Genomic DNA, 13459 nt, shown 5'->3' with positions numbered 1-13459 from the left:
CCGCCCACGGACGGGGCGGGCAGGCTGAGACTACCCGGAGCGGGCGGTCCGGGAGCCGGTGCGGGGAGAAGGGACGGGCGGACCGACGGCTTCCGGTCACCGCGACCGCTCGGCCCGGCCGGGCGCGGCCGTCTCTCGGCTCGGCCCGTCGCCGCGACCGCTCGGCGCGATCGATCGGTCACCGCTGGCGGGTCACCTCGGGCGGGTCACCTGGGGCGGGTCGCCTCGCGGCCCCGCGGCCCCCGGGCCTCAGCGCAGTTCGGTGAAGGAGGCGTACCCGAACTCGGCCATCCGGTCCGTGCCGCCCTCCAGATCCTCGGGCAGCAGGCTCCAGACGATCAGATCGGTGCGGATCTCGGTCCAGCGGCCGTCGTCGTTGAGGTTGCGGGCTATCCACGCGTTGCGCAGTACGCCCTCGCTGATCGCCCCGGCCTTCTGGGCGACCTGCTGGGAGGCGGTGTTCCCGGCGGCGGTGCGCAGTTCGAGGCGCTCGAAGCGCTGGTCGTGGAAGAGCCACTTGGCGGTGGCCAGCAGCGCTTCGGTGGCGTATCCCTCGCCGCGCGCCCAGGGCGCGGTGACATAGGAGGCCTCGGTGGAGCGGGTGCGCCAGTCGGTGGCGCGGAGCAGGACGACGCCGACGAGCCGCTGGGTGAGGAACTCGGTGACGGCCAGCGCGATGCCCCGGCCCCGGTTGTGCTCGGCGGGGGCGATCCGGCGGATCCAGTCCTCCGCGTCGGCGGTGGTGTACGGGTGGGGCGCGGTGGTCCAGGCGGTGACCTGCTCGTCGTTCATCATCTCGGTGTACGCCGGGACGTCGGCGTCCTCGAAGGGGCGCAGCACCAACCGCTCCGTGCTGATGGACACGTCCGGGAAGGTGGTAGTCATGCGCCGCTCCGTAACCAGGGGCCTGCCGAAAAACCCAGCATGCAGCATGGCCCGCCCGTGCCGCATCACAGGGTGGCGGAGGGGCGGCCGGGCGGCCGGGGGCCCCGGGCCCGCGCATCCGGCGGGGATGCGCGGGCCGGCGGGGATCAGAAGGCCGGGACGACCGAGCCGTCGTACTCGTCCTCGATGAACTTCTTCACCTCGGGCGAGTTCAGCAGCTTGGCGAGCTTCACGACCCGCTCGTCCTTCTCGTTCCCCTCCTTGACGGCGAGGAAGTTGCCGTACGGGTTGTCCGTGGCGGACTCCAGGGCCAGGGACTCGTTCTTGGGGCTGAGGTCGGCCTCGACGGCGTAGTTGCCGTTGATCACGGCGGCGTCGACCTCGCCCAGCGCGCGGGGCACCTGGGCGGCCTCCAGCTCCTTGAACGTCAGCTTCTTGGGGTTCTCGGCGATGTCCTTGGGGGTGGCCTCGTTGCCCGCGCCGGGCTTCAGCTTGATCAGGCCGTTCTCCTCCAGGAGCTTGAGGGCGCGCGCCTCGTTGGTGGTGTCGTTGGGCACCGCGACGGTCGCGCCGCTCTTGAGGTCGGCGAGGTCCTTGATCTTCTTGGAGTAGACGCCGAGCGGCTCCAGGTGAACGGTGGCGACGGGGACGATCGTCGTGCCGTTCTTCTTGTTGAAGTCGTCGAGGTAGGGCTTGTGCTGGAAGAAGTTGGCACCCACCTCGCCGCTCTGCGTCGCCGTGTTGGGCGTCACATAGTCGGTGAACTCCTTGACCTCCAGCTTGAGGTCTTCCTTCGCGGCCAGGTTGTCCTTGACGTAGTCGAGGATCGCGCCGTGCGGGACGGCGGTGGCGGCGACGACGAGCGGGCCGTCCGCGCTCGCCTTGGCGTCGGAGTCGGAGCCGCAGCCGGAGAGTCCGAGGGTGAGGGCTCCGGCGGCCAGGACGGCGGTGGTGATCTTGGCGGTGTTACGCACGAAAAGTGCCTTTCTCCATGAGTGGTGCGGGTGGTACGCCCCGGGCGGGGTCGGTCGGTGTCGGTCGGTGTCGGTCGGTGTCGGTCGGTACCGGTGTCGGTGTCGGTCGGTACCGGTCAGTGGGTCTTGGTGGGCGTCCCGGCGTCGGCGCTCCTCGCCCCGGGGACGGACGCGGGGTGCGCGCCGGTCCCGGGCTCGGCGTCGGCCGGGGAGCCGGCGGCGGGCTTCGGGTCGGCCCGGAGGAATCGGAGCCTGGGGGCGGGGCCGGAGCGGCCGCGCCGGTGCAGGCTCCGGGCGGCGAGGTCGCCGGCGAACTGGATGGCCGAGATGACGACGGCGAGGACGGCGACGGTGATCCACATCAGCTCGGTCTGGAAGCGCATGTAGCCGTAGCGGATGGCTATGTCGCCGAGTCCGCCCGCGCCGACCGAGCCGGCCATGGCCGAGTAGCCGATGAGCACGATGACGGTGGTGGTGGCGCCCGCGATCAGCGAGGGCAGCGCCTCGGGCACGAGCACCTTGCGTACGACGGTCCAGACGCTGCCGCCCATGGACTGGACGGCTTCGACGAGTCCGCCGTCCACCTCGCGCACGGCCGTCTCCACCAGCCGGGCGAAGAAGGGGATCGCGCCGATCGCCAGCGGGACGATCGCTCCCTCGCGGCCGATGCTGGTGCCCGCGATCGCCGTGGTGAACGGCACCAGGGCGACCATGAGGATGATGAAGGGCATCGACCGGGTGATGTTGACGAGCTGGCCGACGACCTTGTTCACCAGGACGTTGCTGAGCAGCCCGCCCCGGTCGGTGAGGACCAGGAGGACGCCGAGCGGCAGTCCGGCGACGACGGCGACGAGGCCGGACCAGCCGACCATGTAGAGCGTGTCCCAACAGGCCTGCTCCAGCAGGGGCCGCATCTCCGACCAGCTCACTTGGCACCTTCCTTGGCAAGGGCGACGCCGGCGGGGGCGACGGGGGCGGGAGCGGGGGCGGCCTCGGCCACCTCGACCTGGAGGCCGCGTTCGCGCAGGAAGCCGATCGGGACGACGTTCTCCTCGAAGGGGCCGGGCAGCTCGATGCGCATCCGGCCGACCTGGAGCCCGCCGACGGTGTCCATCGCCGCGCCGAGGATCGAGATGTCGATGTTGTACGTACGGGAGAGCTGGGAGATCACCGGCTGGGTGGCGGCGTCCCCGTGGAAGGTCACGTCCACCACCGTGCGGTCGGCGCCGGAGGGGTCGCCGCTCACCGGGAAGAGCGCGGCGGCCAGCTCGGAGCCGGGGGTGGCGAGCAGTTCGCTCACGGTCCCGGCCTCGATGATCCGTCCGCCCTCCATCAGCGCGGCGGAGTCGCAGACCGTCTTGACGACGTCCATCTCATGGGTGATGAGGAGGACGGTGAGTCCCAGTTCGCGGTTGAGGTCGCGCAGCAGCTGGAGGATGGAGCGGGTGGTCTCGGGGTCGAGCGCGCTGGTCGCCTCGTCGGAGAGGAGCACCTTGGGGTCCCCGGCGAGCGCGCGGGCGATGCCGACGCGCTGCTTCTGACCGCCGGAGAGCTGACTCGGATACGCCTTGGCCTTCTCGGAGAGGCCCACCAGGTCGAGCAGTTCGAGGGCCTTCCGGGAGCGCTCCCGGCCGGAGTGGCCGAGGATCTCCAGCGGGAGTTCGACGTTGTCCTGCACGGTGCGCGAGGACAGCAGGTTGAAGTGCTGGAAGACCATGCCGATACGGCTGCGGGCCTCCCTCAGCTGCTTGCCCGCGCGCGGTCCGCGCCCGGCGAGTGCGGTGAGGTCCCGGCCGTCCACGGTCACGGTGCCGGAGGTGGGGCGCTCCAGGAGGTTGACGCAGCGGATGAGCGAGGACTTGCCGGCGCCGCTCTGTCCGATGACGCCGTACACCTCGCCTTCTCTGACATGGAGATCGACGCCGTCCAGGGCGGTGATCTCGCGTCCTCGCGAGCGGTAGACCTTGGTGAGGCCCGTTGTGGTGATCACTGGGATGTCCGTCACTGTCGAGTGCGGGGCGAGCGTCCTCGCCGGGCACGGGGCGTTCGTCTTCCGGGCTTTCTGGTGGGAACGCGGCACGGTCGGCCGTCCGGGCGCACGGGGGCGTCGGGAGGGGATTCGGCTCATGCGCGGGGCAGCGAACGTCCGCGTCGTCGGGACGGACGGCTGCGCGGTCTCACTTCGGGGCGCGAGGTACAGGCAGGGGCCCTCAGAAGGCGCACATTCGACACATACAACGAGCACCGGGCGTCGTGATCGCCTCGGTCGCAAGGGTGCGGCTGCTCGTCGTGGTCATGTCGGCAAGTAAAGCAGACAGCCCCGCCGCCGGTTCAACGCTGTCCGCATAGCGGACGCTCTGGCTACGGCATACGGACGCGCCGGGGCCGGCCCGCCGACCCCGGTTCTCCGGGCTGACCTGCGTGGACGCAGCCGATCGGCCGGGTGCGGAGGTATCGGGCGAAGGGTTCGGAACGGCGGGATTCTGTGGTCAAGGCCACGGCGTCGGGGGCCGGACGGGGCCGGTCCGGTCCACTGGGGCCCTCCTCGCCCGCGCGGGGCCGCGCACATCGCGCCCACGGGTCCGTAATAGTCTCGGGGCCATGCTTGACGCCCTGACGGTCGTGGTCGGTGTGGCCGCGCTCGCCCTCGCAGCCTGGTGCGGTTTCGCCGCGTTCCGCGACCAGCCGACCAAGGACTGGCACTTCATCGGCATGGCCGTGGTGTCCGTGCTGGCACTGGCGCAGCTGGTGGTCGGAATCGTGCAGCTGGCGCGCGGCGAGCGGGCGCAGGACGGGACGACGACCTTCGTGGTCTATCTGGTCGGCGCGTTCGTCACGGTCCCCGCGGCGGCCTTTCTGTCGCTGACGGAGCGGACCCGCTGGGGTTCGGCGACCGTCGCGGCCGGTGCGGTGGTCCTCGCGGTGCTCGAGGTCCGGCTCTACGACATCTGGGGAGGCTGACGATGCCCGAATCCGCCGCCGAGACGGCCGGGACGGCCGACACGACCGGGGCGACGGGACCGGCCTCGCCGCGGACCCCGGCGGGGCCGGCCGCGGACGGCGCGGACGGGAAGGCGTCCGGGACGGCGCGCACCCGGCTGGTCGCGGGCCCCGGTCTGCTCCTGGTGTGGCTGTACTCGGTGATGTCGGTGGGCGCGGTGTCGCGCTCGGCCTACGAGATCGCGGTCCGTTTCGACACCGCGCCGCTCGCCCACTCGCTCTCCGCCGTCGCGGCCGTGGTGTACGCCTTCATCACGTACACCCTCGTACGCGGCGGGGAGACGGCCCGCCGGGCGGCGCTGGTGTGCTGCGCGGCCGAGCTGGCCGGAGTGCTGATCGTCGGCACCTGGACGGTGCTGGAGCCGTCCGCCTTCCCCGACTCCACGGTCTGGTCGGAGTACGGCATGGGCTATCTCTTCATCCCGGTGCTGCTGCCGGTGACGGGAATGCTGTGGCTGCGCCGCTCACGCGGTCCCGAGCCGGCCGGAAGCCGGCCCGGGAGCGGGAGCGACGCCTAGGCGCTGGTGACGAAGGCCCCGAGCGCGGCGGCCTCCTTCTCCAGCGTGACCAGGGTCAGCCGGGGGCCGACCTCCTCGCGGGCGACCGGGACATAGCCCCGGCTGCGGTAGAGCCGGAGATTGCCCTCGCTGCGGTGGCCGGTGAAGAGCCGGTACCGCTGGGCGGGGGACTCCGCGGCGAAGCGGACCTCGATCGCGTCGAGCAGCCGGCCGCCGAGTCCGTGGCGCTGCATCCGGGGGTGGACGATCAGCTTGGCGATCCGGGCGATGCCGTCCTCGCCGACCCGGCCCCGGACCGAGGCGACCACTTCGTCGCCGAGCAGCGCCACCAGGGCGTGCCCTTCCGCGATCTCCGCGCGCAGGTCCTCGAGTGACTGGGTGAGGGGCTCGATGGCGTAGTCGCCGTACAGCTCGGCCTCGTTCTGATAGCACAGATACTGCAGCTTGAGGATGTGCTCGGCATCCTGTGCCCTCGCCGCTGAGATGGTCACGCTCATGCCCATGCGCGCATGCCTCCCGCTCACCTGTTCGCTCCGGTTGTCTTATCGCTCCATTCCCCCATGTTCAGGAGCTGCAACCTCTGTCGGGAGCATTCTGCGCAGGCATCCCAGGCGACGGGAACTCACCGGCCCCAGACTTCGTTGTGATATTCCCAACTCTCCTGTGATTTCGCGGCAAGTGGGCCGCTCGGGCGGCGACATCGCAGTCAGGAGCCGGATACACACTCCCGGTGTACGGGTGGCCGGACGCGACGGCCCGTCACCGTCCGGTTCCGCGGACCACCCGTTCGGGGCACGATCGCCGTCCGGGGCCCGGCGCGCCGCCGGCCCCGGGCGTCCGGGGCCGGCGGCGGCCGTACGGCTCAGTCGCGGAAGTCCGCGGCGGCGAGCAGCCCGGTGTCCGGGTGGTCGGTGAAGATTCCGTCGATCCCCGTCGCGAGATACCGGCGGTACGCGCCGAAGACATCGCCGTACTCATTGGCCGCGGCGGCCGGGTCGAGTCCGTGGTCGCGGCGGAAGTCGGCGGGCAGGAAGCTGTTCTCGTTGCGCAGGGTGTAGGGGTGGACGAGCAGGTCCTCGCGGTGGGCGTCGCGGACCAGCGTCGTCGGCCGGCCGAGCGCCCCGTCCGCGCCCCGGGGGACGACGAGGTCCAGGGACGGCCCGATGCCCTGCGCGAAGGAGGAGATCCACCCGAGGCCCTCGGGGGTGATCAGATCGGCGACCGTGCGCGGGTCGCCCGCCTCGACGAAGTCCCAGGGCCGGTCGGCGGGGGCGGAGAGCAGGACGACGCGCGGCGAGGAGACGAGCCGGGCCATCCGCCGCATGCTGCCGGGCTCGAAGGACTGGAGGAAGACCGGGGAGTCGGCGCGGTGCCGGCCGTACCGGCGCAGCAGCCGGGCGAGCGGCTCCTCGAGGCCGAGGCCCAGCCCGCGGAAGTAGGTGGGGTGCTTGGTCTCGACATGGAGCCAGACGGGGCGGCCCCGGCGGCGGCCCTCCCGCTCGGCCCAGCGCAGCACCTCCTCGAAGGCGGGGACGGGCCAGCGGCCGTCGTAGAGCGTGTTCTTGGGGCGGTTGCGCGGGATGCGCTCGCGGGTGCGCAGGGTCTTCAGCTCGGCGAGGGTGAGGTCCTCGGTGAACCAGCCGGTGAGCGTGGCGCCGTCGACCCTCTTCGTGGTCCGGCGGTCGGCGAACTCGGGACGGTCGGCGACATCGGTGGTGCCGGTGATGTCGTTCTCGTGACGGCATACGAGATGGCCGTCCCGGGTGGGCACCAGATCCTGCTCGATGACGTCGGCGCCCATGTCGAGCGCGAGCCGGTACGCGCCGAGGGTGTGCTCGGGCCGGTAGCCGCTGGCGCCCCGGTGGGCGATCACCGTGGGCCGGGGCAGATTCCGGTACGAACCGCCCGGGCGGCCGTGCCGGGCATCGGCCGCGGCGGCCGGGGCGGCGGACGCGACGCCGAGCGCGGCCCCGCCCAGCACCGCCGCGCCGAGCACCGTCCGCCGTCCCGGCGCGCCGTCCCCGCCCCGGTCCCCGAGGCGCTCCACCCCGCCCTGCGCACCCTGTGTCATCGGGATTCCTCTCTGCTGTTCGGTGATGGCCCGTGACATCCCGTGTCCGGCGGCCGATTCCGACGCTAGGGAAGGAGCCCTTCCGAGGGGAGGACCCCGGGCGAACGTGGCGCGAACACAGGTCAACAGGGCGTATCCGAAACGTGAACCCGATGTGCGATCGGACGTGATCCGCGAGTATCGTCCTCACCTGCGCAGAACCAGGCCGCCCACCGCCGCCGTCCGTCCATGACACCGGAGGACCCGTTGTCCCGCTTGTCGCTCATCAAGGCCGTTCTAGGACCTTTCCTGCGCCTGATGTTCCGCCCCCGTGTGGAAGGCGTGGAGAACATCCCGGGCTCCGGTCCGGTCATTCTGGCCGGAAACCATCTCACCTTCATCGATTCGATGATCATGCCGCTGTCGTGCTCGCGGCCGGTCTATTTCATCGGGAAGGACGAGTACGTCACCGGAAAGGGCCTCAAGGGCCGGGCGATGGCCTGGTTCTTCATCGGGGTCGGCATGATCCCGGTGGACCGCGACGGCGCGAACGGCGGAGTGGCGGCGCTGATGACGGGCCGTCGGGTGCTGGAGGAGGGCAAGGTCTTCGGCATCTACCCCGAGGGCACCCGCTCCCCCGACGGCCGGCTCTACCGGGGCCGCACCGGGATCGCCCGGCTGACCCTGATGACCGGCGCGCCCGTGGTGCCGTTCGCGGTCATCGGCACGGACAAGCTCCAGCCGGGCGGCGCGGGGCTGCCGCGCCCGGGCCGGGTGACGCTCCGCTTCGGCGAGCCGATGGAGTTCTCCCGGTACGAGGGCATGGACCGCGACCGCTATGTGCTGCGCGCGGTCACGGACTCGGTGATGACCGAGGTGATGCGGCTGTCCGGCCAGGAGTACGTGGACATGTACGCCACCAAGGCGAAGGCTGCCTGAACCCCGCACGCCGAAGGGCCGGACCCGATGGGGTCCGGCCCTTCACGCGTTCTCGGTCAGGGGTGCTCGACGCCGTCCTCCAGACGCTGGCCCTTCAGCAGGAACCAGGCCGCGACCGCGGTGATCAGCAGCACCGCCGAGCCGACCGCGCCGGCCACGTGGAACCCGTCCGCGAACGCGCTCTGCGCCGAGGAGAGCAGCGCCTCCCTCTGCTCCTGCGGGAGGCCCTGGGTCGCCTCCGCCGCGCCGCCGAGCGAGTCCCGGGCCGCGTCCGCGACCTCGGCGGGCACCCCCTCCGGCACGGTGAAGCCCCGGTAGACCCCGGTCAGCACCGAGCCCAGCAGGGCGATGCCGAGCGCCGCGCCGAGTTCGTACGCCGTCTCGGAGACCGCGGACGCGGCTCCCGCCTGCTCCTTGGGGACGCTGGAGAGGATGACGTCGGCGGTCACCGTGAAGGCGAGACCCGCGCCGAGGCCGCCGAGGAAGAGCGCGAGCCCCATGGCCGGCGGGGCGGTCTCGGCCGTGAGCAGCACACAGGAGCCGAGCGCCAGTCCGACGGCCGTCAGTCCGCCGGAGACGGCGCTGCGCACCGAGGCCCGGCGGGCGAGATGACCGGCGAGCAGACCGGAGACGACCGCGCCGATCGCGGCGGGCAGTTCGATCAGTCCGGCCTCCAGCGGCGAGCGCCCCTGGACGAGCTGGAGGAACTGCGAGAGGAAGAAGACCAGCCCGGAGAGGCCGAGGATGGTCAGCAGATCCGCCAGGACCGCGCCGGAGAAGCCCCGGTGGTGGAAGAGCCGGACGTTCAGCAGCGGCGACGGCAGGGTCAGCTGCCGCCGTACGAACCAGAAGAGCGCGCCGATGCCGAGGACGGCCGCGCCCGCCGCGCCCGCGCTCAGTCCGTGGACCGCCAGCTCCTTGATCGCGTAGACCACGGAGACGATGCCGATCAGCGAGAGGGCCACGCTGATGAGGTCCCAGGGGCCGGGGTGGGGATTGCGCGACTCGGGGAGCAGCTTGATGCCGACGATCACCAGGACCGCCATCACCGGCAGGTTGATCAGGAAGACCGAGCCCCACCAGAAGTGCTCCAGCAGCGCGCCGCCGACGACGGGGCCGACCGCCGCGCCGGCGGAGGCGGCCGCGCCCCAGATGCCGACCGCGATGCTGCGTTCCTTGGGGTCGTGGAAGATGTTGCGGATCAGGGCGAGGGTGGACGGCATCAGGGTGGCACCGGCTACGCCGAGCAGCGCGCGGGCCACGATCATGGCCTCCGGGCTGGTGGCGTAGGCGTTGAGCACCGAGACCGCGCCGAACGCGACGGCGCCGACGAGCAGCAGCTTCTTACGGCCGATACGGTCGCCGAGGCTGCCCATGGAGATCAGCAGACCGGCGATGACGAAGGAGTAGACGTCGCCGATCCACAGCAGCTGGGTGCCGGAGGGCTTGAGATCCTCGCTCAGGAACGGGGTGGCCAGACCGAGTACGGTCGCGTCCACCGCGACGAGCAGCACGGCGAGGACCAGTACGGCGAGCGCGAGCCAGCGGCCCGGCGCGCGGACCGCCTCCTCGGGTGCCTTGAGGCCGGTGCCGGTCATTCCTTCACACTCCGTCGGGTACAGCCGCCGAGCAGCAGCTCGGCGATCATGAACTGGTAGTCGTTGGCCGCGAGCCGGCCGGTCTGCACCGACCAGGCTCCCGCGCTGATCAGCCCGTACAGGGCCTCGGTGAGCCAACTCGCGGAGAGGTCGATGCGGAAGTCGCCCTCCTCCTGGCCGCGCCGGAAGAGTTCGGCGATCCGGCCGTCGATCCGGGACCAGCCCTCGTTGAGGTCCTCGCCCTCGAAGAGCTGGTTCTCGGACGTGAGGAAGGCGAGCAGGCCGGAGGCGGGCTGGGAGGCCGTGACCAGCCGCCGCAGCGCGCCGGTCGCATCGCCCTCGTGCAGCCGCGCCGCGTCGACGGCGCTCTCGAACTCCCCGAGCCCGAAGTCCTCCAACGCCCTCACCAGCACGTCCCGCCCGGCGAAGTGCCGATGCAGCGTGGCCCGCCCGATACCCGCGGCCCGGGCGACCTCGTCCATGGTCGCGGTCGCCTTACGGGAGAGGAGGGCGCCCGCGCTTCGGAGGACCTGCTCGCGATCGACTGTCATGAGACGACCATAGACCAATTGAGACATTATTGTCTCATTGGATCCAGTGTGGTGCGCGGCGCGGGCCGCGCGAGGGGGTACGGGAGCCCCCGGGGCCGACGGCAGCCGCCGCCAACCGGCCGCGCGGCGGGAGCCGTCCGCCCGGACCGACCGGACGACACCGACGCGGCTCGGGCCAGGCCGAGCCCGAGCCTGGGAGGAAGGCCCAGGGATCCCCCGACCACCCGACCACCGAGCCGCCGACCGGGGAGGCACCCGGACGCACGCCCGCGAATCCGCCGGGCGGCCGAGACCTGGCGTCCGGCCAGCCGGCCGGGACCGGAGCGGGCGGCGGGCCGGGGTGGGCGGCGGAGGGGCAGGGGATCCCGGCTGTCGCGGGTCCGCCGGGCGGGGCCGAGGGGCTCGGGCCGGTCGGCGGTCGGCGGGAGGACGGGCCGGCCGGGCTCGGTCCGTACGGGAAAGCGCGCGGGGGATCCGTCGTGCGCGGCGAGGTGCCAGTCCGGGGAAGGGGGTGGTCCGTCAGCGGCGGACGGGGAGGGGCGAGAAGGGGGACTCACCTCTTGCCACTTTTAACTTATAGCTGATGGGGGGCCTTGCGGCAAGGCCCCCCATATGCCGCAGAATCGCCGTCCGACCCCAGATCCACGAGCCCCCGCGAGCCCGCCCCACGGCCCCGGGGCCGTGCCTGGCGGATCGCCGCCCCTCCCCCGGTCCGTACGCCTCGCCGCGCGCGAGGGCCGTGGACCGCGAGCCCGCCCCAGATCGGAGCACATGTCCGTGAGTCCCCTGACCACCAGGGCGTTCGACCTTCCCGACCGTCTCTCCGCCAAGGCCGACCCGGCGCTGATCGGCGACGACGAGCGGCACTTCGCGGCCGTCGCCGCGTGCCTGGAGCAGTCGATCGCCGAGCTGTCCGAGCGGCTCGACGCCGAGCGCCGGGCCCCCGGCGGCACCGGCCGGCAGGCGATGGACCGGGACGCGGAGATCCACCGGCTGACCGGCCGGCTGCGCGCCCTGCGGCGCTTCGGTCTCGATCTGTGCCTGGGGCACATGGTCGGCGCGGACGACGGCGAGCGGGTGTACGTCGGACGGCTCGGTCTGACGGACGGCGCGGGCCGCCGGCTGCTGGTCGACTGGCGCTCCCCGGCCGCCGAGCCGTTCTTCGGCGCCACCCACGCCGATCCGATGGGTCTGGCGAGCCGCCGCCGGTACCGCTGGACCGGCGGCCGGGTCGGCGACTACTGGGACGAGGTGTTCACCCCGGACGCGTTCGCCGGGCACGCCGCCCTCGACGACCAGTCCGCCTTCATCGCGAGCCTGGGCGGCAACCGCTCGGCGCGGATGCGAGACGTGCTCGGCACCATCCAGGCCGACCAGGACGCGATCATCCGCGCCGGATCCCGCGGCGCTCTCGTCGTCGACGGCGGCCCCGGCACGGGCAAGACCGTCGTCGCCCTGCACCGCTCCGCCTATCTCCTCCACTCCGATCCGCGGCTGGGCCACCGCAGGGGCGGAGTGCTGTTCGTCGGTCCGCACGAGCCGTATCTGGGCTATGTCGCCGACGTCCTCCCCAGCCTCGGGGAGGAGGGCGTACAGACCTGCACCCTGCGGAATCTCGTACCCGAGGGAGCCACGGCGACCGTCGAGGCCGACCCGGGGACGGCCCAGCTGAAGTCCTCCGCGCGGCTCGTGGAGGCGATCGAGCCGGCGGTGAGGTTCTACGAGGAGCCGCCCGTGACGGGGATGACCGTCATCACCCACTGGTCCGACATCCCGCTGAGCGCCGACGACTGGGCCGCGGCGTTCGAGGCGGCGGAGCCCGGCACTCCGCACAATGAGGCGCGGGAGCAGGTCTGGGAGGAGCTGCTCACGATCCTGGAGGACAAGCACGACGGCGAGGCCCCGGCCGATCTGCTGCGCAGATCGCTGACCCGGAACAGAGAGCTGGTCACGGCCTTCGACCGCGCCTGGCCGCTGCTGGAGGCGGCCGATCTCGTCGGCGACCTGTGGTCGGTGCCCGCCTATCTGCGCAGGTGCGCGCCCTGGCTGGACCGCGACGAGGTGGCCCGGTTGCAGCGTTCGGACGCCCACGCCTGGACGGTCTCCGATCTGCCGTTCCTGGACGCGGCCCGGCAGCGGCTCGGCAATCCGGAGGCGGCGCGGCGGCAGCGCCGGCACAGCGTCTCGGCCGCCGCCGAACGCGAGCACATGGCGAGGGTCGTCGACGCGCTGCTGGAGGCCGACGACGACGGCGAGGGCGTGGTGACGATGCTGCACGGCCAGGACATCAAGGACGCCCTGGTCGACGAGTCCGCGCGGCCCGCCGCCGCACCGGACGCGCTCGCCGGGCCGTTCGCGCACATCGTGGTGGACGAGGCCCAGGAGCTGACCGACGCGGAGTGGCGCATGCTGGTGCGGCGGTGCCCGTCCAGGAGCTTCACCGTCGTCGGGGACCGCGCCCAGGCCCGGCGGGGATTCGCCGAGTCATGGCGGGAGCGCCTCGAACGGATCGGGCTCGACCGGATCACCCTGGCCTCGCTGAGCGTCAACTACCGGACGCCGCAGGAGGTCATGGCGGAGGCCGAGCCGGTGATCCGGGCCGTGCTCCCGGACGCCAATGTGCCGACGTCCGTACGCTCCGGCGGCGTCCCCGTCGTCCACGGCTCCACCGCGGAGCTGGAGTCGGTGCTCGACGACTGGCTCGCCGCCGAGGCGGACGGGATCGCCTGTGTCATCGGCGATCCCGCCTTCCGGGCGAGGCCCCGGGTCCGGTCGCTGACGCCGGAGCTGTCGAAGGGGCTCGAATTCGATCTGGTCGTGCTCGTCGATCCGCAGGCGTTCGGCGAGGGCGTCGAAGGAGCGGTCGACCGCTATGTGGCGATGACCCGGGCCACCCGGCGGCTCGTCGTGCTGACCGGTCCCTGACCCCGCCCGGGGCGGGGGC

12 protein-coding genes are annotated in these 13459 nt (G+C 72.4%); 4 read left to right on the top strand and 8 right to left on the bottom strand.

Annotated features, from left to right (window positions below):
- Positions 1-249: 249 nt before the first annotated feature.
- The 4 genes from ACF089_RS03505 to ACF089_RS03490 all read right to left on the bottom strand — a co-directional run bounded on the left by ACF089_RS03505 (position 250) and on the right by ACF089_RS03490 (position 3849).
- On the bottom strand, positions 250-885 hold the full coding sequence (locus ACF089_RS03505) for a GNAT family N-acetyltransferase (protein WP_392021162.1): 636 nt from the start codon (positions 883-885) through the stop codon (positions 250-252).
- 146 nt (positions 886-1031) lie between these two features.
- The gene (locus ACF089_RS03500; protein WP_392021159.1) at positions 1032-1859 is read right to left on the bottom strand and encodes a MetQ/NlpA family ABC transporter substrate-binding protein; all 828 of its coding nucleotides are present in this window, start codon (positions 1857-1859) and stop codon (positions 1032-1034) included.
- A 116-nt stretch (positions 1860-1975) separates the two neighbouring features.
- The gene (metI, locus tag ACF089_RS03495; protein WP_392021157.1) at positions 1976-2788 is read right to left on the bottom strand and encodes a methionine ABC transporter permease MetI; all 813 of its coding nucleotides are present in this window, start codon (positions 2786-2788) and stop codon (positions 1976-1978) included.
- Positions 2785-3849 carry a methionine ABC transporter ATP-binding protein gene (locus tag ACF089_RS03490; protein WP_392021154.1) on the bottom strand — a complete coding sequence of 355 codons (1065 nt, stop codon included), beginning with the start codon at positions 3847-3849 and terminating at the stop codon, positions 2785-2787. Before ACF089_RS03490 ends, metI begins: the two co-directional genes overlap by 4 nt.
- 611 nt (positions 3850-4460) lie before the next feature.
- Between ACF089_RS03490 and ACF089_RS03485 the strand changes: the two genes are divergently transcribed.
- Both ACF089_RS03485 and ACF089_RS03480 read left to right on the top strand, forming a co-directional pair.
- Complete coding sequence (locus ACF089_RS03485) at positions 4461-4820, top strand: hypothetical protein (RefSeq protein ID WP_392021151.1); 360 nt, start codon at positions 4461-4463, stop codon at positions 4818-4820.
- Between the two features lie 2 nt (positions 4821-4822).
- Entirely contained in the window at positions 4823-5377 is a 555-nt protein-coding gene (locus ACF089_RS03480) for a hypothetical protein (protein WP_392021148.1), read from the top strand.
- Here ACF089_RS03480 and ACF089_RS03475 read toward each other — a convergent pair.
- Entirely contained in the window at positions 5374-5880 is a 507-nt protein-coding gene (locus tag ACF089_RS03475; protein ID WP_392021145.1) for a GNAT family N-acetyltransferase, read from the bottom strand. The genes ACF089_RS03480 and ACF089_RS03475 overlap by 4 nt on opposite strands.
- A 359-nt stretch (positions 5881-6239) precedes the next feature.
- The gene (locus tag ACF089_RS03470; RefSeq protein ID WP_392021142.1) at positions 6240-7448 is read right to left on the bottom strand and encodes a glycerophosphodiester phosphodiesterase; all 1209 of its coding nucleotides are present in this window, start codon (positions 7446-7448) and stop codon (positions 6240-6242) included.
- Positions 7449-7703: 255 nt separating this feature from the next.
- On the opposite strand from ACF089_RS03470, the gene ACF089_RS03465 reads away from it, so the two are divergent.
- A complete protein-coding gene (locus ACF089_RS03465) occupies positions 7704-8366 on the top strand; it encodes a lysophospholipid acyltransferase family protein (protein ID WP_392021140.1) in 663 nt (220 codons plus the stop codon).
- A 56-nt stretch (positions 8367-8422) separates the two neighbouring features.
- On the opposite strand, the gene ACF089_RS03460 is transcribed toward ACF089_RS03465, so the two are convergent.
- Positions 8423-9964 carry an MFS transporter gene (locus tag ACF089_RS03460; protein ID WP_392021137.1) on the bottom strand — a complete coding sequence of 514 codons (1542 nt, stop codon included), beginning with the start codon at positions 9962-9964 and terminating at the stop codon, positions 8423-8425.
- Positions 9961-10515 (bottom strand): TetR/AcrR family transcriptional regulator, encoded by a 555-nt coding sequence (locus ACF089_RS03455; RefSeq protein ID WP_392021134.1) that lies wholly within the window; start codon positions 10513-10515, stop codon positions 9961-9963. Before ACF089_RS03455 ends, ACF089_RS03460 begins: the two co-directional genes overlap by 4 nt.
- A 777-nt stretch (positions 10516-11292) precedes the next feature.
- On the opposite strand from ACF089_RS03455, the gene helR reads away from it, so the two are divergent.
- Positions 11293-13440, top strand: coding sequence for an RNA polymerase recycling motor ATPase HelR (gene helR / locus ACF089_RS03450; RefSeq protein WP_392021619.1), 2148 nt, complete (start codon positions 11293-11295; stop codon positions 13438-13440).
- Positions 13441-13459: the final 19 nt, after the last annotated feature.

Source organism: Streptomyces sp. NPDC014894 (assembly GCF_043080985.1).
In the GTDB taxonomy this organism is placed as follows: Bacteria; Actinomycetota; Actinomycetes; order Streptomycetales; family Streptomycetaceae; genus Streptomyces.
Note: the sequence above shows the minus strand (reverse complement) of the source record. Positions and strands in the feature narration are given on the sequence as shown.